General features: G+C 60.6%; 21 protein-coding genes and 1 pseudogene. 7 read left to right on the forward strand and 15 right to left on the reverse strand.

Going from position 1 to position 24,544, the window contains the following annotated elements; all coding sequences use genetic code 11:
- Positions 1–215: 215 nt before the first annotated feature.
- Together HNQ36_RS01145 and glnA are read left to right on the forward strand one after the other, a co-directional pair.
- Positions 216–554: a P-II family nitrogen regulator gene (locus tag HNQ36_RS01145; RefSeq protein ID WP_046829995.1), complete on the forward strand. Its 339-nt coding sequence runs from the start codon at positions 216–218 to the stop codon at positions 552–554.
- A 146-nt stretch (positions 555–700) separates the two neighbouring features.
- The gene (gene glnA, locus HNQ36_RS01150; protein WP_184082128.1) at positions 701–2,110 is read left to right on the forward strand and encodes a type I glutamate--ammonia ligase; all 1,410 of its coding nucleotides are present in this window, start codon (positions 701–703) and stop codon (positions 2,108–2,110) included.
- A 994-nt stretch (positions 2,111–3,104) separates the two neighbouring features.
- On the opposite strand, the pseudogene HNQ36_RS01155 reads toward glnA, so the two are convergent.
- The 5 genes and pseudogenes from HNQ36_RS01155 to HNQ36_RS01175 form a co-directional block, all read right to left on the reverse strand.
- Positions 3,105–3,563: pseudogene (locus HNQ36_RS01155) on the reverse strand (DUF1801 domain-containing protein); the annotation flags it as partial.
- Positions 3,564–3,571: 8 nt separating this feature from the next.
- The gene (locus tag HNQ36_RS01160; protein WP_184082129.1) at positions 3,572–4,069 is read right to left on the reverse strand and encodes a DUF1801 domain-containing protein; all 498 of its coding nucleotides are present in this window, start codon (positions 4,067–4,069) and stop codon (positions 3,572–3,574) included.
- A complete protein-coding gene (locus HNQ36_RS01165; protein WP_184082130.1) occupies positions 4,066–4,290 on the reverse strand; it encodes a hypothetical protein in 225 nt (74 codons plus the stop codon). Before HNQ36_RS01165 ends, HNQ36_RS01160 begins: the two co-directional genes overlap by 4 nt.
- A gap of 47 nt (positions 4,291–4,337) precedes the next feature.
- Positions 4,338–4,769 (reverse strand): SRPBCC family protein, encoded by a 432-nt coding sequence (locus HNQ36_RS01170; RefSeq protein WP_184082131.1) that lies wholly within the window; start codon positions 4,767–4,769, stop codon positions 4,338–4,340.
- On the reverse strand, positions 4,766–5,089 hold the full coding sequence (locus HNQ36_RS01175; protein ID WP_184082132.1) for an ArsR/SmtB family transcription factor: 324 nt from the start codon (positions 5,087–5,089) through the stop codon (positions 4,766–4,768). Before HNQ36_RS01175 ends, HNQ36_RS01170 begins: the two co-directional genes overlap by 4 nt.
- Positions 5,090–5,296: 207 nt before the next feature.
- Here HNQ36_RS01175 and HNQ36_RS01180 point away from each other — a divergent pair, with 207 nt between their 5' ends.
- Positions 5,297–7,972: a DUF3772 domain-containing protein gene (locus tag HNQ36_RS01180; protein WP_184082133.1), complete on the forward strand. Its 2,676-nt coding sequence runs from the start codon at positions 5,297–5,299 to the stop codon at positions 7,970–7,972.
- A 667-nt stretch (positions 7,973–8,639) separates the two neighbouring features.
- Here HNQ36_RS01180 and HNQ36_RS01185 read toward each other — a convergent pair.
- Entirely contained in the window at positions 8,640–9,437 is a 798-nt protein-coding gene (locus HNQ36_RS01185) for a hotdog fold domain-containing protein (RefSeq protein WP_184082134.1), read from the reverse strand.
- A gap of 159 nt (positions 9,438–9,596) precedes the next feature.
- Between HNQ36_RS01185 and HNQ36_RS01190 the strand changes: the two genes are divergently transcribed.
- Together HNQ36_RS01190 and HNQ36_RS01195 are read left to right on the forward strand one after the other, a co-directional pair.
- Positions 9,597–10,067: a YaiI/YqxD family protein gene (locus HNQ36_RS01190; protein WP_184082135.1), complete on the forward strand. Its 471-nt coding sequence runs from the start codon at positions 9,597–9,599 to the stop codon at positions 10,065–10,067.
- A gap of 14 nt (positions 10,068–10,081) precedes the next feature.
- On the forward strand, positions 10,082–11,896 hold the full coding sequence (locus HNQ36_RS01195; RefSeq protein WP_184082136.1) for an ABC-F family ATP-binding cassette domain-containing protein: 1,815 nt from the start codon (positions 10,082–10,084) through the stop codon (positions 11,894–11,896).
- A 125-nt stretch (positions 11,897–12,021) separates the two neighbouring features.
- On the opposite strand, the gene HNQ36_RS01200 is transcribed toward HNQ36_RS01195, so the two are convergent.
- From HNQ36_RS01200 to HNQ36_RS01240, 9 genes are all read right to left on the reverse strand, one after another.
- On the reverse strand, positions 12,022–13,239 hold the full coding sequence (locus tag HNQ36_RS01200) for a BaiN/RdsA family NAD(P)/FAD-dependent oxidoreductase (RefSeq protein WP_184082137.1): 1,218 nt from the start codon (positions 13,237–13,239) through the stop codon (positions 12,022–12,024).
- A 5-nt stretch (positions 13,240–13,244) separates the two neighbouring features.
- Positions 13,245–14,177, reverse strand: coding sequence for an SDR family NAD(P)-dependent oxidoreductase (locus tag HNQ36_RS01205; RefSeq protein ID WP_184082138.1), 933 nt, complete (start codon positions 14,175–14,177; stop codon positions 13,245–13,247).
- Positions 14,178–14,191: 14 nt separating this feature from the next.
- On the reverse strand, positions 14,192–14,656 hold the full coding sequence (locus tag HNQ36_RS01210; RefSeq protein WP_347339934.1) for a MaoC family dehydratase: 465 nt from the start codon (positions 14,654–14,656) through the stop codon (positions 14,192–14,194).
- Between the two features lie 183 nt (positions 14,657–14,839).
- Positions 14,840–16,567, reverse strand: coding sequence for an AMP-binding protein (locus HNQ36_RS01215; protein WP_184082139.1), 1,728 nt, complete (start codon positions 16,565–16,567; stop codon positions 14,840–14,842).
- A gap of 9 nt (positions 16,568–16,576) precedes the next feature.
- Positions 16,577–17,461 (reverse strand): 3-hydroxyisobutyrate dehydrogenase, encoded by an 885-nt coding sequence (gene mmsB, locus HNQ36_RS01220; protein ID WP_184082140.1) that lies wholly within the window; start codon positions 17,459–17,461, stop codon positions 16,577–16,579.
- Positions 17,462–17,493: 32 nt separating this feature from the next.
- Positions 17,494–18,582 (reverse strand): enoyl-CoA hydratase/isomerase family protein, encoded by a 1,089-nt coding sequence (locus tag HNQ36_RS01225; RefSeq protein WP_184082141.1) that lies wholly within the window; start codon positions 18,580–18,582, stop codon positions 17,494–17,496.
- Positions 18,579–19,724, reverse strand: a complete 1,146-nt coding sequence (locus tag HNQ36_RS01230) for an isobutyryl-CoA dehydrogenase (RefSeq protein ID WP_184082142.1) — start codon at positions 19,722–19,724, stop codon at positions 18,579–18,581. Before HNQ36_RS01230 ends, HNQ36_RS01225 begins: the two co-directional genes overlap by 4 nt.
- 18 nt (positions 19,725–19,742) lie before the next feature.
- Complete coding sequence (locus HNQ36_RS01235; protein WP_184082143.1) at positions 19,743–21,236, reverse strand: CoA-acylating methylmalonate-semialdehyde dehydrogenase; 1,494 nt, start codon at positions 21,234–21,236, stop codon at positions 19,743–19,745.
- Between the two features lie 115 nt (positions 21,237–21,351).
- Positions 21,352–21,975, reverse strand: coding sequence for a TetR/AcrR family transcriptional regulator (locus HNQ36_RS01240; RefSeq protein WP_184082144.1), 624 nt, complete (start codon positions 21,973–21,975; stop codon positions 21,352–21,354).
- 165 nt (positions 21,976–22,140) lie between these two features.
- Here HNQ36_RS01240 and HNQ36_RS01245 point away from each other — a divergent pair, with 165 nt between their 5' ends.
- The gene (locus tag HNQ36_RS01245; RefSeq protein ID WP_184082145.1) at positions 22,141–22,911 is read left to right on the forward strand and encodes an enoyl-CoA hydratase; all 771 of its coding nucleotides are present in this window, start codon (positions 22,141–22,143) and stop codon (positions 22,909–22,911) included.
- 191 nt (positions 22,912–23,102) lie between these two features.
- The gene (locus HNQ36_RS01250) at positions 23,103–24,296 is read left to right on the forward strand and encodes an acetyl-CoA C-acyltransferase (protein WP_184082146.1); all 1,194 of its coding nucleotides are present in this window, start codon (positions 23,103–23,105) and stop codon (positions 24,294–24,296) included.
- Positions 24,297–24,544 lie beyond the last annotated feature (248 nt).

Consider the following 24,544-nt stretch of genomic DNA (forward strand, 5'->3'; position numbering starts at 1 on the left):
CAATGTCTTAATAAACTGGCACAGACCCTGCTTTTAGGGGGTGGCTTTCGGATTGTCTCGCCCACCTGCAAACGCTGGTGGGCGTGGCCGTCATTTCCCGGGCTGTTCACCGGCCCGCGACGATGATGCTAACGGACGAACCGACGTGACGAGCGCATGCATCGCGCGATATGGAAGTACAGACAGGCCAGTTGGAAGTGCCGGGGAGACGCTAAGTGAAAAAGATCGAGGCCATCATCAAGCCCTTCAAGCTCGACGAGGTGAAAGAAGCCCTTCAGGAAGTCGGAATTCAGGGCATCACGGTCACCGAGGCCAAGGGCTTCGGCCGCCAGAAGGGGCACGCCGAGCTTTATCGCGGCGCGGAATACATCGTGGACTTCCTTCCGAAGGTCAAAATTGAGATTGTGGTCGGCGACGATCTTGTCGAGAAAGCCATAGACGCGATAAGGCGTGCCGCGCAAACTGGCCGCATCGGCGACGGAAAGATTTTCGTATCCAACATCGAAGAAGCCATCCGCATCAGAACGGGAGAGTCCGGGCTCGACGCCATCTAACCTGATTTCGGCCTGACTTGATCCTCGCCTCGCCGGCGGCAGCCTCATGCCGCCCGAGGCTTCTCACTGCAATTCTCAGCGCACCTCATTCTCGGTGCATCCAATCCACGACACGACAAACGACCAAGCAGACATAAGGGGTATTCATGAAGACCGCCAAAGACGTCCTCAAGTCGATCAAGGACAACGACGTCAAGTACGTCGACCTGCGTTTCACCGATCCGCGCGGCAAGTGGCAGCACGTCACGTTCGACATCTCGATGATCGACGAGGAGATCTTCGCCGAAGGCACGATGTTCGACGGCTCATCGATTGCCGGCTGGAAGGCGATCAATGAATCCGACATGACGCTGATGCCCGACCCGACCACGGCGACGATCGATCCGTTCTTCGCCGAGACCACCATGGTCATCGTCTGCGACATTCTCGAACCGTCGACCGGCGAGCCCTACAACCGCGACCCGCGCGGCATCGCCAAGAAGGCGGAAGCCCAGGTCAAGGCGCTCGGCGTCGGCGACACCGTGTTCGTCGGCCCGGAAGCCGAGTTCTTCGTGTTCGACGACGTGCGCTTCCAGACCACGCCGTACAACACCGGCTTCAAGCTCGACTCCTCCGAACTGCCGACCAACTCGGACACCGAGTATGAAGGCGGCAACCTCGGCCACCGCATCCGCACCAAGGGCGGCTACTTCCCCGTTCCGCCGCAGGACTCGGTGCAGGACATGCGCTCGGAAATGCTCGGCTCGATGGCCAAGATGGGCGTCAAGGTCGAGAAGCATCATCACGAGGTCGCTTCCGCCCAGCACGAACTCGGCATGAAGTTCGACACCCTGACCCACATGGCCGACCAGATGCAGGTCTACAAGTATTGCATCCATCAGGTCGCGCACATCTACGGCAAGACCGCCACCTTCATGCCGAAGCCGGTCTACGGCGACAACGGCTCGGGCATGCACGTGCACCAGTCGATCTGGAAAGACGGCAAGCCGACCTTCGCCGGCAACAAGTACGCCGACCTCTCCGAGACCTGCCTCCACTACATCGGCGGCATCATCAAGCACGCCAAGGCCATCAACGCCTTCACCAACCCGTCGACCAACTCCTACAAGCGTCTGGTCCCGGGCTATGAAGCGCCGGTGCTGCTCGCCTACTCGGCGCGCAATCGTTCGGCCTCCTGCCGCATCCCCTACACCACCAACCCGAAGGCGAAGCGCGTCGAAGTGCGCTTCCCCGATCCGATGGCGAACCCCTACCTCGCCTTCGCGGCGATGCTGATGGCCGGCCTCGACGGCATCAAGAACAAGATCGATCCGGGTCCGGCGATGGACAAGGATCTGTACGACCTGCCGAAGGAAGAGTTGAAGACCATTCCGACGGTGTGCGGTTCGCTCCGCGAGGCGCTCGAAAGCCTCGACAAGGATCGCGGGTTCCTGAAGGCCGGCGGCGTGTTCGACGACGACTTCATCGACAGCTTCATCGAACTGAAGATGACCGAAGTCGAGCGGTTCGAGATGACCCCGCATCCGGTCGAATTCGAAATGTACTACTCGCAGTAAGCTGCGAGCTTTCACAGAAACTGAAAAGGCGCTCCAAACGGGGCGCCTTTTGTTTTTGAATGCAGCGGAGGCGTCAGACCACCGGCCACCTACTTTGGATTTCCTGAATCAGATGACCGTAGACGCTTCTCATACCGTGACACGTAATCGTCCGACTTCCATTTACAAGCTTAGATTGATGAAATGCGAATCCAACTATTTGTTTGTCTGATATAGACAGTCGGCCGTCGTTATCCTTGTTGATGTAAACGCGCCACAAGGCACCGCCACTCATGCCACCATAATCATATGGCGCCTTTGTATTTTCATCGTAGGTAACCTGAAAATCGACTAGGTCGTATCCGTCGCGCTCAGAGCTTCCAGATACGTAGCCGACACCAAACAATCCCCGAAATCCTTTTAGACGTCTAAACCCAGCCTCACCCGTCAGGTTTTCAATAGTCCACTCAGCAATCACTCCGGATAGACCTTCAAAGTAGTTTTCCGAACGAAGATTGCCTCCAAGAATCGATTCTTCGCGTTTTTTAAGATTGAAGAAGACATTTGTGGCGCTTAACGCCGCAGCTTGATTTGGCGCAAGACGCAAGAAACCCATATCAGGAGCGCGGGGTTCATCATCGTCTTTGTGATCTTCGCCAATGATCAACTTCTCAGCGAGACTCATATCAATGGTTTGTTTTTGGACTAAAGGAGACTTCGTGAATCGAATGAGACCTAGTTCGCCACTGTCAGGTAATTTTCTCAACACGTGTGCCGCCGTTAGAATTCCGCGAATTGATCCAACGGCTATCAAAGCTCCCGATCCCGCAGGCTCAGCATTCTCTTCGTTGCCCTGAACGCTGAGTTTCGCAAATGCTATCGAGAAGTCAGCAACCTGGGCCCCAACTTCCGGAATTAGGGAAGTAATATTGATTTCACTGAAATCTCCTTGCCTAAACTTTCCCCTCGGCTTTCGCTTTAGGCCTTCTTGCTTCGGTGCTTTCGTACGCGTGATCGCAGATGTCTTCTTCGCTACTTTGGCAACCGCTTTCTTCTTCGCTTTTTTGCTCTGATTGAATTCAATCGCCGCACGAACGAGTTTCTTCAGCGCACGCCCATCGATCTTGTCGCCTTCGAAAACATCGATCGCGCGCCACACCTTGCCATCAAGGCCCGCGTTGAACAGCTTGTCGGGATCGGGAAGACTCGCGCCGTGGGCAAAAGTCAGCTTCACCTTGTCCTTGTGGGCGTTACCGACCGCGATGATGCCGTCGCGCTCCCACACCGGGCTTCCCATCCACTTCCATTCCTCGATGATCTCCTTGTCGGCGTCGAGGATGGCCTTGCGGACATTGGCGAGCGTCACGCCCCGCCAATCGCCCAGCTTCCTGATTTTCGCATCGATCATCCGGGATGGAGAGTCCTCTCCGCTTCCGTCCTTCGCGGTCTTCGAGCTTGTCGCTGCTTTCGTCATAGTGACTCTCACATCCGTTCGCCGGGCAATCGGCTGGCTTGCTTCACCCAGTCGGCGAACTGGGCTTCGTCGAGTTCGCCTTCGTGGATGTCGAGGTAGCGCACGTCCTTTTGTTTGGAGGCGCCGGGCGGGACAGGACGCAGCGACGTGCCGCGGAAGAAAGCCACCTTGATGTACTTCGCGAAGACATGAAAGCTGAGGAACCAGACGTGGTCCTCAACTCCGTAGAACGGCGAATTCCATTTGACTGCCTTGCGTACGCCGGGAACGGCGCGCGCAATGAGCGCGTCGAGACGCCGGCCGACATCGCTTTTCCAGCCGGGCATGGCCGCGATGTAAGCCTGCACAGGCGCGTCGCCGTAGCCTTTTGCGATCTGCGGATTGCCGCCTGAAAGCAGTGCCGGCTTCGCCGCCGTCTTGCGCGGCTTGGCTGCTTTTGCAGCAGCCCGCTTGGGAGCGGCCTTCTTTGCAACCTTCGTTGGCTTCTTGGACGTCTTGCCAGTCATTGTGTTCGTTCCTGTCCGCCGCTGCGCCACCTGGCGGCATATGGCAGCATGAACATGTACAGGCCGCTAAACAGCAGCAGGAACAGCGGCAGCAGTGGCGAGTAGACCACCCATGCGGGAGGTTCTCCCATCGCCATGGCAACGAAGTTGGCGATCACGGTCAAGGTAAAGATCATCGACAGCCAACGGTGAATCTGCCGAACCCACATATTCCAGTTCAAATGTGACCTCCTCTTTGAAGACAAGCCAAAGCGCAGCGCGGCAAACGTCAGTCCGCCCGCGCCAGCATTTCATCCAGCTTCGTGAAGAACTGCTGCCAGCCGTGCTTCGCGCCGCCGAAGGCCTGCTTCTGATCCGGCCGGAAGCCCGATTGCTCCATGCGCAGGTGCGTCCCCGTGCTTGTCGGGGTGAGCGTAAAAGTCACCACGCTCGTCAGATTGAACGCCGCATCGTCGTGCGCAAAATTCCAGGTGTAGGACAGCGTCCTGTTCGGCTCGACGGCGAGGACCTCGCAGTCCAGCACGCCGCCCCAGTCTCCGCGAAGATTGAAGCTGTGGCCCACGACGGGCTTGAAGTCGTTCTTCATGAGCCACTCCTCGATCAGGTGTGGTTGCGTGAGCGCGCGCCAGAGCTTCTCCGGCGGAAAAGACATTTCACGTTCGACAACGACAGAGAGCGTTTCGGTCGCAGTGGTGCTCATTGATCCATCCTCTTGAGTAGATTTTCGAGATCGTCGAACCGGTTCTCCCAGAATCCGGCCATCTGGCTTGTCCAGTCGATCAGCGGGGCAAGCGCGCCGAGTTGCGCGCTGTAGTGGGTCTGGCGTCCTTCATGGCGATCGAGCACCAGCCCGGCCTGCTTCAGGACGCCGAGATGCTTGGAAACGGCCGGTTGCGAGACCCCGGCTTGAGCGGTCAGCGCCCCGACCGTCTGCTCTCCGCCGCGGCACAAGCGCTCGAAGATCGCCCGCCGGGTCGGATCGGCGAGCGTTCTGAACAGCATATCGTGAGCGTTTGGCATTCTTGATCAATAACTCTGTGGCTATGGATTGACGTATAACCATCGAGCTATGAGTCAGTCAAGCCGAAACATGGGTGGCGCAACCATCCCAGGACGAGATCACCTCAAACCATGGAACTCAGTGGTCTTCTTTGGCCACCCGCGAACAGAACATCGCCGTGTTTGTGCGGCATGAGCGTCGATTAATTCGATGAATCAAGGACGATAATGAATATCCGGACGATTGCCGTTTTTCTCGCGCTCGCATTGACGCCGTGCGCCACTCTTCAGGCTGCGACCCCTGCGCCGACGCCCGCTCCCCCGGCTGCGAAAGGAGCTGAAAGCCCCGCCACGGCAGCGCCCGCCCCTGCAACGCCCCCGGCGAAGGAAGCGCTTCCCGAAGTTCCGGCGCCGACCTATCCGAGCGCGGTCGCCAGTCTCAACGGCTGGAAGCAAACGCTCGACAGTGTCGAATGGCTTTTGCAGTTGGGCATCACCGACGAAGCCAGACTGACCCGAATCCGCGACGAGATTGCCGAGGCGCAAAAGGGAGCGCGTGACCTTATCGCCTCCATGACGCAGGGGCTCAACGAGGCGACTGAACGAGCTGCCGGATTAGCGCCGGGTGAAAAGGATACAACGCCACAGTCCGACGAGGTCAAACTGGAGCGTGCCAAGCTGCTGGCCGAGATTTCCGCGCGGCAGAGCATCGTTCAACAGGCCAACCTGATCAACGTGCGCGCCCAGCAATCGCTCGATCTTATCTCGGAGCGCCGCCGCGCCCGGTTCACGGACACGGTTTTCAAACGCTCCCCCAGTCTGATCAATCCCTCGTTCTGGGTGCGTGTTGCCGAGGAGATTCCGCCCGCAACAACCCGGCTGATCGAGCTTGCGTCCCGATGGGTCGGCGTCATGACGGAGCAGCCGCTTCGCGCCGCGTCGGGCTTCGCAATTGCCGTCGTTGTCTTGCTCGGCTTTTTCCTGTCGCCGTGGCGGCGTTGGCAAGCGCGCTGGACGACCCGCGATGCGGTGATCACCGAGCCTTCTGCGCTCCGTAAGACAAGTTCTGCGGCGGTCATCGTTCTCGCCAACACCCTGATCCCCGGCACCTGTTTACTGGTGCTCTATCAATCGCTGATTGCGCTGGGCGTTTTGCCCGACGAAGTCAGTGCGATCGCACGGCCGCTGTTTGGCGTCGTCACCTTTGCGTTCTTTTTCTATAGCCTCGCGACCGCCACGCTGGCGCCAGATCGGCCCGCCTGGCGCTTGATCGATCTTGACGACGAGATCGCCGGCAAGCTGGTTCCGGTGGCGGCCCTGCTCGGCATCGCGGCCTGCTTTGGCGTCCTGCTTCAGGGCCTCAATCGTGCGATTGGCGCTCCGGCCGAACTATCGGCAGCCAGCGAAGGCGTGGTCGCGCTGACCAAGGCTTTCCTGTTCATGGCCGCATTGCGCATCGCGGCCCACACTGGAAACGAAGACGACAAGGAAGAAGAGTTCGCAGCAAAGGCCGCCAAGCGCTCGGCATGGCATCTTTTGATTCCGCTCGGCTGGCTGCTCGCGGCAACCGCGGTGCTTGGGCCGCTGGCCGGCTTTGTCTCGTTCGGCGGGTTCGTCGCGGGGGAGATGACCCTTATTGTCGTCGTGCTGATGGCTGCTGTTCTGCTCAGCCGGTTTGCCGATGCATTAATCGCCGCGACGTTTTCCTATTATGGAACAGTGGGCCGCTTCCTGCGGCAGACGGCAGGACTCAGCAGCCCAGCGGTACGCCAGATTGCCGCCTTGCTGAATGGCTTGGTCCAGTTGGCCTTGATTGCATTGGCCGTGTTCATGGTCCTCGCCACGTGGGGAATCAATTTCGACGATGTGTTCGGATCGTTGTCGTCGGCGTTCTTCGGGTTTTCGATCGGCAAGTTCACGATCTCGCCGTCCGCAATTCTCGGCGGGATCATCGTGCTGATCGTCGGCGTGGTGGCCACCCGCGCGGTCCAGAGCTGGCTCGAATCCCGCTTTCTGCCCGAGACCAATCTCGACTTCGGTGTCCGCAGCTCCATTCGCACCGGCGTCGGCTACATCGGCATCATTCTCGCCGTCATCATTGCGCTATCGTATGTTGGCCTCAATCTGCAGAACATCGCCATTGTCGCCGGCGCACTGTCGGTCGGTATCGGATTCGGCCTGCAGTCGATTATCAATAACTTCGTATCGGGCCTGATCCTGCTGGTTGAACGGCCGATCAAGGTTGGCGATCGCATCGAGGTCGGCGCCCGCATGGGCGTCGTCAAGCGCATCAACGTGCGCGCGACCGAGATCGCCACCTACGATAACGTCTCGGTCATCGTTCCCAATGCCGACCTGATCAGCGGTCAGGTCGTCAACTGGATGCACGGCAGCTATATGGCGCGTCTGTCGGTGAAGGTCGGGACATCCTACAATGCCGATCCGGATCACGTCATCGCGGTCCTGCTCGATATAGCCAGCAACCATCCACGGACACTGAAATCGCCCGCGCCATTTGCGAACCTCGGCAACTTCGGCGCGGACGCGCTGGAATTTGCGGTGTTCTTTCATGTCGCCAATATCGGCGCGGACGGTGGCGTCGCAGACGATATACGGCTCGAAATCCTCAGGCGGTTTCGCAAGGAAGGCATCGAAATGCCTCTCGCCCAGCGCGATCTTCACCTTCGCGACCTCGACCGGATCGAAGCTCTGGTGCGTACGGTTGGCAGAGGCAACCGCTCCGGCTCCCGGCGTGAAAGAAATGAGGACGCCGACTTCGATCGGGCGGGGACCGACAACGGCAAGACCGATCGTGCCAGGAGTGATCGTGACAAGAGCGACCGTACCAAGGCTGATAGCGTCAAGACGGATGGCACAAGAACCGCCAAGGAAAGCTGGCAGTAAGCGTAGCTCTCGAAACATTTCGTGATGGGGACAGAAATCCCCGTGCTCTGAACCTCGCCTATTTTCGGCGTGTCCTGTTCGTGAGGGGCGCTTTCTAGAGGCGTCTTAAAGGCGGAGCAGGATGCGGCGCCTGCACGCGTGTCTCGCACACACGTCGTCCGGGAGGCTGGGGTCACCGTCCGGGCCAACTACGTGGCTCTGCCGTTCGCGGCTGGACGAGGCGGGGATGAAGGCGGCGAAAGCCGGCCGGATCGGGACGTGAAAGCGTCCGTCCTCACCCGGAAGTACGGTCCCCTCGCCCAAAATCGCCGCCAAATAGCAGTCAAGCTTGCGCAGACTGCGTAAACTTGTCTGCGGAGCGCCGCAAGGCGATGCGCTTCCGGAAGTTCATCGCCTCGCAAGCGATGCCGGAAGCGAAACAAGACAAGGTGCGCCTCGCGGCGCTCCATGCCCCTCGTCGTTGAGGGGGGGAGACTGAAAACGCAACTCGCGCGATGCGCGAGAGCAATCACGCGTGGCTGTTTGAAAATTGAATCGGGGTTAAGATCGCGACGCTTCTATGCCCACGATCGTCATCACCGGGCTTGTCCCGGTGATCCACGTCTTCTCTTCGGTGAAGTAAAAAGTAAGTCGTGGATGGCCGGGTCAAGCCCGGCCATGACGAGGACTACGCCGCCATCGTCTCGCGTGGCTGATAGATCGCCACATGCTGGCAATGCGCGATCGGCTTCGAGCCGTTCGCCACGATCAGACCGTCCAGCTCAACGAACTTGTGGCCCTTGCGATCGTAGTTGCCGGTGACCTTCGCGCGCGCGGTGAGTTCATCCTCGACAGACGCTGCCGCCAGGTAGCGGATGGTGCTGCCGACATGAATCCATGGACCCAGAATGGCGTTCTCCATCAGCGCCCAGTTCATCGTCCGCAGCAGCATGCCGGTGTGAACGATCTTCTCATCGGCATAGAGCGGATCGGTTTCGCGGGCATCGCGCAGATATTCGGACGAGCCCTGCGCGCCCAGCGTGAACGGCGGAATGGCGAGCCACTTGCCGGTCTGGTAGGTCTTTTCATCGGCGGGCGCATGCTTGCCGACGGGCTGCACAACCTGGAAGTCCGAGAGCGAGATCTTTGGCGTATCGGACGGCATCGACGCCGTGCCGCTCGCGCACAGTTCGCCGCGGCTCTCGACCTTGATGGCAAGGCCGCCATCAATTTCTTCAGCGGTCACCACGGCGGTCTCGCCGTCATACACCGGCTTGAAGAACCGACCGTCCATCAACCCGCGCTCCAGAAACGCCCGGCCCCATTTCGCCACCGGCATGTGGGTCATGTAGGCGAAGACATCGACGCCGGGGACCAGCCCGCCCTGAAACCCGAACCGGCGCGCGACCGAATCGTCGTGCATCTTGTTTTCGGAGTTCTTGGCGAGATTGTAGGCGTGGATGCTGTGGGGCTTGAGCGCGGTCATCGTTTCCTCGGATTATTGCGTTTCTCGGCTAAATGGACCGCAAAGCTGGCGCGAAAACAAGCCGTTCCCGTGCATGCCTCGCAGTCTGGTTTTCGCGCCTTTCGCTCGCCATTTTGGCTGGGTTGCGCTACCAGCAGCGCGAACACACATGGAACGATCTTGACCCCCACGACCCGCATTTACGTCGATGCCGATGCCTGCCCGGTGAAGGATGAGATTTACCGTGTCGCCGAACGGCACCGTTTGCCTGTCAGCGTCGTCGCCGGGAACTTCATCCGGGTACCGAACGACCCGCTGATCGAGCGGATCGCCGCCGGGTCCGGCATGGACGCCGCCGACGACTGGATTGCGGAACGCGCGCAAAAAGGCGATATCGTCGTCACGTCCGACATCCCGCTCGCGGCACGCTGCGTGAAGGCCGGTGCGGACGTGATCGCGCCGAACGGCAAGCCGTTCTCCGAAGAATCCATCGGCATGACCTTGGCGGTGCGCAACCTGATGACCGACCTGCGCTCCAGCGGCGAAGTCACCGGCGGGCCGCGCTCGTTTTCGCCGCGCGACCGCTCCGCGTTCCTGTCGGCGCTCGACCAGACCATTCGCCGCATCCAGCGCGCAAGAGACCAGAAGTAAGGTATTCCGACGAGATGGCGCCTCCCCTGATCCAGTTGAAAGACATCGCGCTGACCTTCGGCGGCACACCGCTGCTGGCCGGCGTGGAGCTTGCGGTGTCGGCGGGCGAACGCGTCTGCCTGATCGGCCGCAACGGCTCCGGCAAATCGACGCTGCTCAAGATCGTCGCCGGCCTCGTGGAAGCCGACCGCGGCAGCCGCTTCGTGCAGCCCGGTGCCACGATCCGCTATCTGCCGCAGGAGCCCGACTTCGACGGCTTCAGCACAACGCTGGCCTATGTCGAAGCCGGAATGAATCCGGGCGACGATCACTATCAGGCACAGTATCTGCTCGATCAATTGGGCCTGACCGGCACCGAAGACCCTGCCAATCTGTCCGGCGGCGAAGCCCGGCGTGCGGCGCTGGCGCGGGTGCTGGCGCCCTCACCCGACATCCTGCTGCTGGACGAGCCGACCAACCATCTCGATCTCACCACCATCGAATGGCTGGAAGGCGAACTCGCAAGCCGTCGTTGCGCACTGGTCATCATCAGCCATGACCGTCGCTTCCTCTCCAACCTCTCGCGCGCCACCGTCTGGCTCGACCGCGGCGAAACCCGCCGCATCGAGAAGGGCTTCAGCGCCTTCGAGGAATGGCGCGATGAAGTACTGGCGGAAGAAGAGCGCGACCAGCACAAGCTGGATCGCAAGATCGTCGCCGAAGAACATTGGCTGCGCTACGGCGTTTCGGGCCGGCGCAAGCGCAACGTCAAACGCCTCGGCAACCTGTTCGAGCTTCGCGATCAGCGCCGCGATTATCGTGGCGTCGCGGGCAAGGCAAACCTTGCGGCCGCTGAGGCTGAAAGCTCCGGTAAGCTGGTGGCCGAGGCGAAGCACATCAGCAAATCGTATGGCGAACGTCCGATCGTCGATGATTTCTCCATTCGCGTCGCGCGTGGCGACCGTATCGGCATTGTCGGTCCGAACGGCGCGGGCAAGACCACGCTCATCAGCATGCTGACCGGGGCCGATTCACCGGACACCGGCACGATCCGCCTCGGCGCCAATATCGAAATGGCGACGCTTGACCAGCATCGCGAAAGCCTCGATCCGAAAACGACGCTGGCTGATGCGCTGACCGGCGGACGCGGCGACAGCATCATGGTCAACGGCAAGCCGAAGCATGTCATCGGCTACATGAAGGACTTTTTGTTTCAGCAGGAGCAGGCCCGCACGCCGCTCGAAGTACTCTCGGGCGGAGAGCGCGGACGGCTGATGCTGGCCCGCGCACTGGCCAAGCCGTCCAACGTGCTGGTGCTGGACGAACCGACCAACGACCTCGATCTTGAAACGCTCGACGTTCTGGAAGAAATGCTCGGCGACTACGACGGCACCGTCATTCTTGTCAGCCACGACCGCGACTTTCTTGACCGCGTCGTAACGTCGGTGATCGCGCCTGAAGGCAACGGCAAGTGGGTGGAGTATGCAGGCGGTTACTCCGACATGCTGGCGCAGCGCGGAGCCGATCTGAAGCAGCGCGCGCTCGAGTCAGCGGCGGCCGACAAGCCGAAAGAAACCAGGGGATCAGCACCTGCGTCCTCGGCAAAGCGCCGTCTCAATTTCAATGAAAAGCACGCGCTGGAAACCTTGCCGAAGACCATGGCGAAGCTTCAGGCCGAGATCGCCAAGCAGCAGAAGCTGCTCGACGATCCAGAGCTTTATGCAAAGGACCGCAAAAAATTCGATGCCGCTTCCGCTGCGATTGCCAAGGCGCACACCGAACTGGATGCCGCCGAGGAAAAATGGATCGAACTGGAAATGCTGCGCGAGGAAATCGAGAGCGGGGTTTGATATGTCCCGTCATCCTGAGGCGCGAGCCGCCTTACGGCGAGCCTCGAAGGATGAAAGGGACATAATGCCAACACGCCGTCGCCCTTCGAGGCCTTCGCTCCGCTACGGCACCTCAGGGTGACGGCTTATGCGACATCCAAATACTTCAGCACACCCCGCCCAGCCGCTGCGCCTGTGGCGAAACAAGCCTGCAACAAATAACCGCCGGTGGGCGCCTCCCAATCCAGCATTTCACCGGCGACAAACACACGGGGCAGTTTGCGCAGCATGAAGTGCGGATCGATTTCGCCGAATGAAATCCCGCCCGCTGTCGAAATCGCACGCTCGATTGGCGCAACACCTGTGAGACGAACCGGAACAGCGTTGATGAAGGCCGCAAGCGTTTCAGGAGTCATCGCGAACAGGTTCAGCCCCTCAGCAATCGCCGCTTCCTGTAACAATCCGATGGCCACCGGCGAAAGACCTGCGGCTTTTCGCAAGTAGGTCGACATCGATTGCTTCAGTCGCGGCCTGCCGACACGCGCCGTCAGATCCGATGCTGCGAGATCGGGCCGCAGCGCGAGATGAACCAGAGCCGCGCCATGCGCAAGCACCGCATCGCGCAACGGAGCCGACAGCGCATAGATCGCACCACCCTCGATGCCACTGCGTGTGATCGTCACCTCGCCACGCATTGTCTCTCCGCCGAAAGACAATGCGACACCCTTCAGCGGCTGTCCCTCAAAGCGGTCGCGGAAAAGATCCGACCATGCGGCACGGAAGCCGGAGTTGGCAGGCCGCAGTGGTGCGATCTCAATGCCCCTCGCCTTGAACGAATCGATCCAGCCACCATCTGCGCCTAACTTGGGCCAACTTGCACCGCCAAGCGCGACCACCGTGGCGTCGGGTTTGAGCGATATCAGACCCTCCGGGGTTTCGAATTGCAATTCGCCCGTCGTACTCCACCCCCTCCAGCGATGCCGCAACGCCAGGCGAACTCCGGACTGATCAAGCCGCCGCAGCCAGGCGCGCAACAACGGCGACGCCTTCATGGCCTGCGGAAACACCCGCCCGCTTGAGCCCACGAAAGTAGATTGGCCCAGACCTTCGCTCCACGCACGCAGCGCTTCGGGTGGAAATGCTTCGATGGCTGGCCGCAGATGCGGCATCGCTTCGCGATAGCGCTGCAGAAAGTGATCGAGCGGTTCGCTGTGGGTGAGATTGAGGCCGCCGCGTCCGGCGAGCAGAAACTTGCGCCCCACCGACGGCATGCGCTCATAGACGGTGACTCGCGCACCGCCCGCCGCCAGAACTTCAGCCGCCATCAGCCCCGCTGGACCGGCACCGATGACGGCGACATCCAAGGTGCTTAACCGCCCATCGGCGGCAGCTTGATGCCCGCGGCCTTGGCGGCCTGTTCGACATACTTGAAGGTCTGGAAGAATGCACCGCCGAGATCACGCGCCGTCGACATATCGCCGATCTTGGCGAAGTTCGCCGCGATGGCGTCCGGCGTCCACTGATCCTGCGGCAGGTTGAGGCCTTCGGTCTCGACGACTTTGATGACCGCGAACGAACCCGCGCCCGCGCCCATGATGGTGCGGGTCGGCGCGTCTTCGCTCAGCAAGTACAGCACGGCAGGCGTGATCGCTTCAGGCTTCATCAGCGCGAGAATCTCCGGCCCGATCAGGCCTTCGGTCATGCGGGTCGCAGCCGTCGGCGAAATTGTGTTGACGCGGATGTTGGTCTTGCGGCCTTCCTCGGCGAGCACGTTCATCAGACCCACCATGCCGGCCTTCGCCGCGGCATAATTCGCCTGCCCGAAGTTGCCGAACAGGCCCGACGATGACGTGGTGACGACGATGCGGCCATAGTTGCGCTCGCGCATGCCGTCCCATACCGCGCGACAGCAGTTGAACGTGCCGGTCAGATGCACGGCGATGACCTTGGCGAAATCATCCGGCTCCATCTTGCCGAACGACTTGTCGCGCAGGATGCCGGCATTCGCGACCATCAAATCGACGCTGCCCCACTTCATCGACGCGCGGGCGACCATTTCCTTGACTTGCTCGAAGTTAGAGACGTCCGCGCCGTCGGCCATCGCCTCGCCGCCCGCCTTGCGGATTTCTTCCACAACCGCTTCAGCCGGACTGACCGAACCGCCGCTGCCGTCGCGCGCCGCGCCCATGTCGTTGACCACAACCCGCGCGCCCAGTTTTGCAAGACCGAGCGCATGCGCGCGACCGAGTCCTGCTCCAGCACCGGTCACAACCGCAACGCGTCCATCGAACCTGATTGCCATGATCGTCCCTTACATTATGCGAAGAAATGCATTCCGAGCCAATCCGCGACCAGCGCAGGCTTTGGCTCACCCTCGATTTCCAGCGTCGTATTGGTACGCGCCAGAAGTTCCTTTGGTGACTTCATGGTCGCCTCGGACAGCACGAACCGCGCGCGCACGCGCTTGCCGGCCCGCACGGGCGTGAGAAACCTGATCTTGTCGAAGCCGTAGTTGATCGACATCGCCGCGCCATTCAGCGTCGGCATGGTGGCATAGGCGAGCTTCGGCAGCACCGACAGCGACAGGAAGCCGTGCGCAATGGTCCCGCCGAATGGCGTTTCGCGCTTTGCACGCTCCGGATCAATGTGGATGAACTGAAAATCTTCGGTCGCATCGGCGAACGCGTCGATCTGCTTCTGATCGATCGTATGCCACTCCGAAACACCAAGCTCTGTGCCCACGAGTTTCAGGTAGTCTTCCAGATTCATCGCAGCGCCCACGAACCATCTCCCGGCTGAAATTCGAACTGGGTTGGCACATTCCACAGATCGGCGGTCCGGCCAAGCGAAATTTGCGGACAAGCACAGACAGGCGGGCGCGTTCGTCCCTTGCCGCAAACGGCGTCCGGACGCCATTTCAAACAGGCTTTTGGAGGGAATTATGCCTGAACGCGGCCTGAGATGTTACCGCGCCGCGCTCTGGGAAGCCTGTAATTCCGGGAAATCCTCCTCCCGGAATTCCTGACCACGCAGCGCATCCTTGCGGTCGTTGTCGTGCTCAAGACGGCGAAGCTGGACGCGGCGAATCTTGCCGGAGATCGTTTTCGGCAACTCCGTCACCAGCTCGATACGGCGGATACGCTTGAACGGCGCCAGCCGCGAGTGAACGTACTTGAAGATCGACAGCGCCGTATCCCGCGTGATCGCGGTGCCCGGCACCAGCGACACATAGGCCTTCGGAAGTGCGAGACGAATGGGGTCCGGCGTCGGCACCACAGCCGCTTCGGCGACGAGCTCATGCTCCAGCAGCACGCTTTCGAGTTCGAACGGACTGATGCGATAATCGGACGACTTGAACACGTCGTCGGAGCGGCCGACGAAAGTCAGGTAACCGTCGTCATCGAGAAACACCACGTCGCCGGTCTGATAGACCGCGCCGTCAGCACCCTTCGGTTTGCCGTCGTCGCCTTGATAGCCAAGCATCAGCCCTGCCGGACGATCCGCGCCGAGCACGAGGCGCACCTCGCCCTCTTTCGCCAGATTGCCGTCGGCGTCAGCCACCTGAACCTTGTAGCCCGGCATTGGCCGCCCCATCGAGCCGACTTTCACCGGCTGTCCCGGCGAATTGCCGGCCAGCGCCGTTGTCTCGGTCTGTCCGTAGCCGTCGCGAATTGTGAGGCCCCACGCCGCCTTGACCTGATCGATCACCTCCGGATTGAGCGGCTCGCCTGCGCCGCAGACCTCGCGCACGGAAACCTTGTAGTCCGCAAGCCGCTCCTGAATGAACAGCCGCCATACGGTCGGCGGCGCGCACAGCGTCGTTACGCCACAGCGCGCGACCGTGGCCAGCAGACCTTTGGCATCGAAGCGCGGCTGGTTGACGATGAAGATGGTTGCGCCGGCGTTCCACGGCGAGAAGAAGCAGCTCCACGCATGCTTGGCCCAGCCCGGCGACGAAATGTTGAGATGAATATCGCCCGGCTGAAGTCCGAGCCAATACATCGTGGACAGCGACCCGACCGGATAACTGCTATGGCTATGCAGCACGAGCTTCGGCTTGGCCGTGGTGCCGGACGTGAAATACAGCAGCATCGGATCGTTCGCGTTGGTCGCGCCATCCGGTGTGAACGTCGCCGGATAATTCGCTGCGTCCTCGAAACGCCGCCAGCCTTTGTGTTCGGAGGTTGCGCCCACGACAATCCGCGTAAAGCCCTCGCCGCCGAGACCTTCGAACTTTGCGACCTGATCCTGTGTCGCGACAACAATCTTCGCCTTGCCGCGATCGAGACGGTCGCGCAATTCGTCCGCTGTCAGCAGCGTCGTCGCGGGGATCACAATGACGCCGAGCTTCATGGCGGCAAGCATCGTTTCCCACAATGGCACCACATTGCCGAGCAGCAACAGCAGGTGGTCGCCGCGCTTGAGCCCCAGATCGTGCAGGAAGTTCGCGGTCTGATTGGATCGGCGCGACAGCTCCGCGAACGATAGCTTTGTCTCGGTATTCGTAGCTGCATCGACGATCCAGAGCGCCGTGCGGTCACGGCTTTCGGGATTGCCGGCCAGACCAGCATCGAACCAGTCGAGCGCCCAGTTGAACTGCTTCTCATCCGGCCAGCGGAACTCCGCAATGGCCTTATCGTAGTCGTTACGATGCTTGAGCAGGAAAGCGCGCGCGTCCTGGAATGTCGTCATCAAGAAATCCTATTTCGCCAGCCCACGAACATGCTTGATGATACCGGAGAAATCGACTCCGCCGTGGCCGGCTTTCTCGAAGGCGTCATAGATGCTTTCCGCATGTGCGCCGAGCGGCGTGGCCGCACCGGCGGCTTTCGCGGCTTCCTGCGACAGACGCAAATCCTTCAGCATCAGCGCCGCGGCGAAGCCCGGCTTGTACTCGTTGTTGGCGGGCGAAGCCGGAACCGGACCCGGCACCGGACAATACGTAGTCAGCGACCAGCACTGGCCCGACGAGGTCGACGCCACGTCGAACAGCGCCTGATGCGACAGGCCCAGCTTCTCGCCGAGCGCGAACGCTTCCGATACGCCGATCATCGAGATGCCGAGGATCATGTTGTTGCAGATCTTGGCCGCCTGCCCTGCGCCGGCCTCTCCGCAGTGGACGACCTTCTTGCCCATGTTTTCCAGAATGGGCTTTGCAGCCGCAAATGCCGCAGCGGTCCCACCGCACATGAATGTCAGCGTCGCGCCCTTCGCGCCGCCAGTACCGCCGGACACCGGGGCGTCGATCGAGGGCAAGTTGTGTTCGGTTGCGTGAGCGTGCGCAAGCCGGGCACTTTCGACATCGATCGTCGAGCAATCGATCATCAGCGTGTTCTTGCCGACCGAAGGAATGATCTCTTTCCACACGCCCAGAACATGCTTGCCTGCGGGAAGCATGGTAACGACGATCTGCGCGTCCTTCACGGCTTCCGCAGCACTCGCCGCAATGCCGACGCCATCCGCTTTGGCGGCGTCCTTCGACGCCTGCACGAGGTCGAAACCCTGAACCTTGTGACCTGCCTTGACGAGGTTGGCCGCCATGGGTCCACCCATGTTGCCAAGACCGATGAATGCAATGTTTGCCATTTCCTGCCCTCGTTATTGTTGGTTCAATGACTTCAGTCTGGAAAACCCAGCTTGTATTTTCCGTTCGGCGCGAAGTACTTCTCGACGATCTCGGGAGTGACATCCTCGATCCGCGACGGCGACCACTTCGGGTTGCGGTCCTTGTCGATAATGGCTGCGCGAACACCCTCGACGAATTCAGCGCTTGTGAACACCGCCAGCGCCGAGTTGTATTCGCGAACGAGGCTTTCCTTGAGCGATTTGGAAGTGCGCGCACGGCGCAGCAGTTCCAATGTCACCTTGAGCGCGGTCGGCGATTTTTCCGACAGCGCCTTGAGCGTCGCCAGCGCAAACTCCGAACCATCATCTTCCAACGCTGCTACGATGTCTTCCATCGTGTCATGCCCGAAAGCGCGGTCTATCTGCTCGCGATGGGCAGCAACCGGCGCCTGAATGTCAGCCGCTGCATATCGCCCCATGATCGCACGAACATCGTCGCTGGTCGCCCGCAGCGGCGCATTGGTCAACGCGTCACGCAGCGCCGGCCAGTTGCTCGAAGCAATCAGAACATCCGCCGCACCTGCATAGACCGCATCGGCACCGGTCATGGTTTGCCCCGTCAGGGCAAAGTAGGTTCCGATTTCGCCGGGCGCACGCGACAATAGCCACGTCCCGCCCACGTCCGGGAAGAAGCCAAGACCGACCTCGGGCATCGCCATCTTCGTCTTATCGGTCACGATCCGATGCGCGCCATGCGCCGACAGCCCAACGCCGCCGCCCATGACGAGACCGTCCATGTAGGCAACATAAGGCTTCGGAAACTCCGGAATGCGCGCGTTCAGAATGTACTCTTCGCGCCAGAAGACCGGCCCGAGATCGCCGCCCGCCTTCGCGCTTTCATAAAGCCCGCGAATGTCGCCACCGGCACACAGTCCGCGCTCGCCCGCGCCTTCCAGCAACACCAGCGACACACCAGGATCCGCCTCGAATTCATCGAGCGCAACCACGATCTCGCGCGTCATCTCGAGCGTCAGCGCGTTGATCGCCTTCGGACGGTTCAGCCGGATGATTCCCGCCGCGCCCTCGCGGCAGGTGATCAGGTCCTTTTCCGGTGATTCAGCCATCGCCGCATGCGCACTCATCGCGCACCTTCGATCAGCTTGCGCGCAACGATCACGCGCATGATTTCGTTGGTCCCTTCAAGAATTTGATGCACCCGCAGATCCCGTACAATTTTTTCGACACCGTATTCCGACAGATAGCCGTACCCGCCGTGCAGTTGCAGCGCCTGATTGGCAATTTCAAAACCGGCATCGGTGCCGAAACGTTTGGCCATCGCGCAAAGCATGGTCGCGTCGGGATCCTTGCGGTCGAGCGCAGCAGCAGCCCGCCACAGGAACGAGCGCGCGGCTTCAAGCTCTATGGCCATATCAGCGAGACGGAACTGCAGTGCCTGAAATTCGTCGAGCCGCTGGCCGAAGGCCCGACGCTCCTTCAGGTAAGCGAGCGACTTGTCGAGCGCCGATTGCGCGCCGCCGAGCGAGCAAGCCGCGATATTGAGGCGTCCACCGTCAAGGCCGGACATGGCGATCTTGAAACCAATGCCCTCTTCGCCAATGCGATTGGCGACAGGAACTCGCACATTCTCGAAGATCACCGCGCGGGTCGGCTGTGCGTTCCAGCCCATCTTGCGTTCATTGGCACCAAACGACAGGCCCGGCGTATCGCCCTCGACCACCAGCGTGGAAATACCGCCCGCACCATTGCCGCCGGTGCGTGCCATCACAACGTAGATGTCGCTTTTCCCCGCCCCGGAGATGAACTGCTTCTGACCGTTCAGGACATAATGATCGCCATCGCGCACCGCGCGCGTGCTGAGTGCCGCCGCATCCGAGCCGGCGCCCGGCTCAGTGAGGCAATAGCTCGCCAGAAATTCCATGGTGCAAAGACGCGGCAGCCATTTCTGGCGCTGCGCGTCCGAGCCGTAGTGGTCGATCATCCACGAAGCCATGTTGTGGATCGAGATGAACGCCGAAACGGTCGGACATCCGGTTGCCAGCGCCTCGAAGATCAGCGCGGCATCGAAACGTGTCAGTGCCGATCCACCGACATCGTCACGAATGTAGATGCCGCCGATGCCGAGCGCTGCCGCTTCACGCATCACGTCGACGGGAAAGAATTTTTCCTCGTCCCATTTCAACGCAAACGGCGCGATTTTCTCAGCCGCGAATTCGCGAGCCATATCGCGAACCGCAATCTGATCCTCAGTGAGTGCGAACTGCATCTCGCCCGCTTTGCTGCGTCAGCTGGTCGGTATCGAGAAATCAGCGCCTTCCTTGACGCCGGACGGCCAACGCGAGGTCACCGTCTTGGTCTTGGTGTAGAAGCGCACGGAATCCGGTCCATACTGGTTGAGATCGCCGAAGCCGGAGCGCTTCCAACCACCGAACGTGTAATAGGCCACCGGCACAGGGATCGGCACGTTGATGCCGACCATGCCGACATTGACCTTGGCTGCGAACTCGCGCGCGGCATCGCCGTCGCGGGTGAAGATCGCAACACCGTTGCCATACTCATGGTCGGACGGCAGGGCGACGGCTTCGTCGAAGTCCTTGGCACGCACCACCGACAGCACCGGGCCGAAGATTTCTTCCTTGTAGATGCGCATGTCCTTGGTGACGTTGTCGAACAGACAGCCGCCCATGTAGAAGCCCTTCTCGTAGCCCTGCATCTTGAAGCCACGGCCATCAACGGCGAGCTTGGCGCCTTCCTTGATGCCGATCTCGACATAATCCTTCACACGCTCCAGCGCGGCCTTTGTCACCAATGGGCCGTAGTCGGCCGTCGGATCGGTCGACAGGCCAATCTTCAGGCTCTCGACACGCGGGATCAGCTTTTCCATCAAACGATCAGCCGTGGTCTTGCCGACCGGTACTGCGACCGAAACCGCCATACAACGTTCGCCAGCCGCACCATACCCTGCGCCAATCAAGGCATCCACCGACTGGTCCATGTCGGCGTCCGGCATGATGATCATATGGTTCTTGGCGCCACCGAAGCACTGCGCGCGCTTGCCCGTCGCTGCGGCACGCTCATAGATGTACTGCGCAATCGACGAAGACCCCACGAAGCCGACAGCCGCGATATCGCGGTCATCCAGAATCGCATCCACCGATTCCTTGTCGCCGTTGACGACGTTCAGAATGCCTGGCGGAAGCCCTGCTTCGAGCATCAGTTCTGCAAGCTTCATCGGCACGCCTGGATCGCGCTCCGACGGCTTGAGGATGAACGCGTTGCCGCAAGCGATCGCCGGCGCGAACTTCCACATCGGGATCATGGCCGGGAAATTGAAGGGTGTGATGCCCGCAACCACGCCAAGTGGCTGCCGCATGGAATAGAGATCGATGCCGGGGCCAGCGCCTTCGGTGTATTCGCCCTTCATCAGGTGCGGGATTCCGAGCGCGAATTCGACAACCTCGACGCCACGCAAAATGTCGCCCTTGGCGTCGGGAATCGTTTTACCGTGCTCGCGGGCCAGCAATTCGGCCATGGCGTCGTTATCGCGCGCGACGAGTTCAAGGAACTTCATCAGAACGCGGGTCCGGCGCTGCGGGTTGGTCGCCGCCCAATCGGGTTGCGCCGCCTTTGCGTTTTCAATGGCGGCTCGGGTCTCGGCTTTGGAAGCAAGCGCAACCTGGGCCTGAACTTCACCGGTCATGGGCTCAAAGACGTCCGCAAACCGGCCTGACGTACCCTTAACGTGTTTTCCGCCGATAAAGTGCCCGATCGAACGCATGCGTAACCTCCAAAAGCGAATGTTTCGAAGGTTCTAGCACCGCAACAACTGGAATAGGAACCCGGTTCTGCGCACAGCACGGTGGCGTGCAATGCAAAGAGATATTGCCTGGCGTTCAGGCCTCGGTTTTCGGTTTGGGCTTCGTCGTGCGCGGTTTTGCCGCGTTCTCGCCCCGCAACGCTGCGTGGCGGCCCGCGCTAAGGATTTCGTCGGAGAATTCGCCCGTCCCTGCCGCGCGCGCCAGGATCATCGCCCCCATGATCGTCGAGAGCACAGCGATAGCTTCGCGGCGGGCCGTCTTTGTGGGCAGGCTTGGGGATTGCTCCGCCAGCATCGAGATCATGTCTTCGAGCTTGCTGGCGAATGCCTTGCGCGTTTTTGGATTGGCCCGCGACACCTCGACGCCCAGCGACGGCAATGCACAGCCGTTACCGACGTCGTCGCGATGCTCGGCGGACAGATAGCCGTTCACGATCGAAGCAAGGCGCTTGTCTTCCGGCAACTGCTCCGCGCGCTTGCGCCACCGCCCTGTGGTCTGCTGCATCGCATGGGCGAAGGCCTCGCTGATCAGCGCGTCGCGCGACGAAAAGTGGGCATAGAATCCGCCGTGGGTCAGACCGGCTTCCTTCATCAGATCAGCCACCCCGAGACTCGCCGCGCCGCGCTCGCGCAGACGCACGGACGCATTCTTCACGATCCGCTCGTGGGTTTCCGCCTTGTGATCCTTGGAGTAACGCATCACCGCCTCATCAGATGTCTCAGATCATATAATAACATATCTTAGCGAGAAAAATGCTTGTTTCGGGCGCAAAATGGCTGCCATGCACGGTATTTGACGAAGGATAACGGATCGCGCACCATCGCGCATACCGACACCTTCTCGCAACCGTCAGGCTTCCGAAAAATGCAAACGATCAACGACTATTGCAACGTCACCCGTCGCGACAACGGCATCGCACAATTAACGATCACCAACGCCGGTCCACTCAACATCATGAACTCGGCAGTAATCCATGGCGTTCGCGAAGGGCTGGAATTGCTTGGGAAGGACCGCGACGTCCGCGTGTTGATTGTCAGGGGTTCCGGCGAGACAAGCATGATCGGCGGCGCGGACATCAAGGAGATGGCGACACTCGATCAGGTCTCGGCTGAAAAATTCATCACCGGGTTGCGCGACCTCTGCGAAGCTGTCCGGCAGTTTCCAACGCCGGTGATTGCGCGGCTGCGCGGATGGTGTCTCGGAGGCGGACTTGAGTTTGCCGCAGCATGCGATCTGAGGATCGCATCGCAAGAGGCGAAGTTCGCAATGCCGGAGGTCAAGGTTGGTATCCCCTCGGTGATCCACGCGGCCCTGTTGCCAAGGTTAGTTGGCTGGGGACGTGCGCGCTGGCTAATCCTGACTGCGGCCACGATCGATGCGCCGACCGCATTGAACTGGGGACTTGTCGATCAGGTCGTCTCCGAAGCCGATCTTGACGAGGCGATCACAACCGCAGCCTCCGCCATCGCGGAATGCGGACCGGAAGCCATGCGAAATCAGAAGGCCCTCTTGAGGGAGTGGGAAGAACTCCCACTTACGGAATCGATCAATCTCAGTGTCGGCGTGTTCGGGAAGTCGTTCCTGACGGGCGAACCCCAGCGCCACATGCAGGCTTTTCTCGACAGACGAAAATAACTCATCCGACGCACGAAAATAATTCATGCGAATTTTGGCATACCAAGGCATGTTTTAAACGCTGGGCTGCTTGTCCGGACTCGATTCATGCTTTTATTGTCCGGACGCGGATTGCAATTTCCGCGTCCTTTCATATGATGCATGTCATCTAACACGGTCAGGCTCCGTGCGCGAACCAGGAGAGCAGTTGCATGTCCACGTCCGATCCCGTCGTCATCGTTTCCGCAGTTCGCACTCCCCTTGGCCGCTTTCAGGGCGACCTGTCATCGCTTAGCGGACATAATCTCGGCTCCCACGCCATCGGTGCCGCGCTGGAACGGGCCAAGCTGTCGCCCGACCGGATCGACGAGGTTCTGATGGGCTGCGTTCTTCCAGCGGGACAAGGACAGGCCCCTGCCCGTCAGGCTGCACGCGGCGCGAAGTTGCCGGACGCCACCGGCGCAACCACCATTAACAAGGTGTGCGGATCGGGCATGAAGGCCACTATGCTGGCTCACGACCTGATCAATGCAGGCTCGGCGAACATCGTTATTTCCGGCGGTATGGAAAGCATGACCAATGCGCCATACCTTCTTCAAAAGGCGCGCGGCGGCTATCGCGTCGGCCACGACCGCATCATCGATCACATGATGATGGATGGCCTCGAAGACGCTTACGAGACCGGCCGTTCGATGGGTGACTTCGGCGAAGCCGCCGCGGAAGCCTATCAGTTCAGCCGCAAGGACCAGGACGACTACGCTGTCGAGACGCTGACCCGGGCGCGTAACGCCGTCCAGAGCGGCGCTTTCAAGAAGGAGATCGCGCCGATTTCCGTCAAGGAAAAGGCAGGCGTTCGTGTCGTTGAAAACGACGAACATCCGCTGAAGGTCGATCCGGCCAAGATTCCCAACCTGAAGCCAGCGTTCCGACCGAACGGCACCATTACCCCCGCAGCCTCCTCAGCGAACGCCGACGGTGCGGCCGCGCTGATTTTGACCCGTCGTTCGATCGCGGAACGCGAGGGCCTGCCGATCCTTGCCGAGATTAAGGGTCACTCAACGCACAGCCAGGCTCCCGACTGGTTCACGACCGCTCCCATTCCCGCGATCCGCAAACTGCTCGAGAAGGTCGGCTGGAGCGTCAGCGACGTCGATCTTTTCGAAATCAATGAAGCCTTCGCCGTGGTGCCGATGGCAGCCGCCAAGGATCTCGGAATTCCGCGCGACAAACTGAACGTCAACGGCGGCGCGTGCGCGCTCGGCCACCCGATCGGCGCAACCGGCGCCCGGCTGATCGTGACGTTGCTGCACGCGATGGAGAAGAACAACGTTCAGCGCGGCATTGCCTCGCTCTGCATCGGCGGCGGCGAAGCCACCGCTATCGCTGTCGAGCGCAAGCTCAACTGATCGGCCTAGTGGTCCGATTCTAACATTCGCATCCCGTTTCATCCGGCATTCCTGCGAATGTTAGAATCAAAGGACCACCAGAAAATATGAATTTCTAGTGGAGTTTTGGATTTGACATTCGCTTTGAGGACTCGCTGCCGGCGGGTCGCGAATGTCAAATCCACTCCACTAGCGCCAACTTGCAATGCACCGGCGGGATTCCGCCGGTGTGCTAAGCCGCACACCCGGCAAGCGGGCTGCGTTGTCTC

The organism is Afipia massiliensis, from assembly GCF_014203115.1.
GTDB classification, from domain to species: domain Bacteria; phylum Pseudomonadota; class Alphaproteobacteria; order Rhizobiales; family Xanthobacteraceae; genus Afipia; species Afipia massiliensis.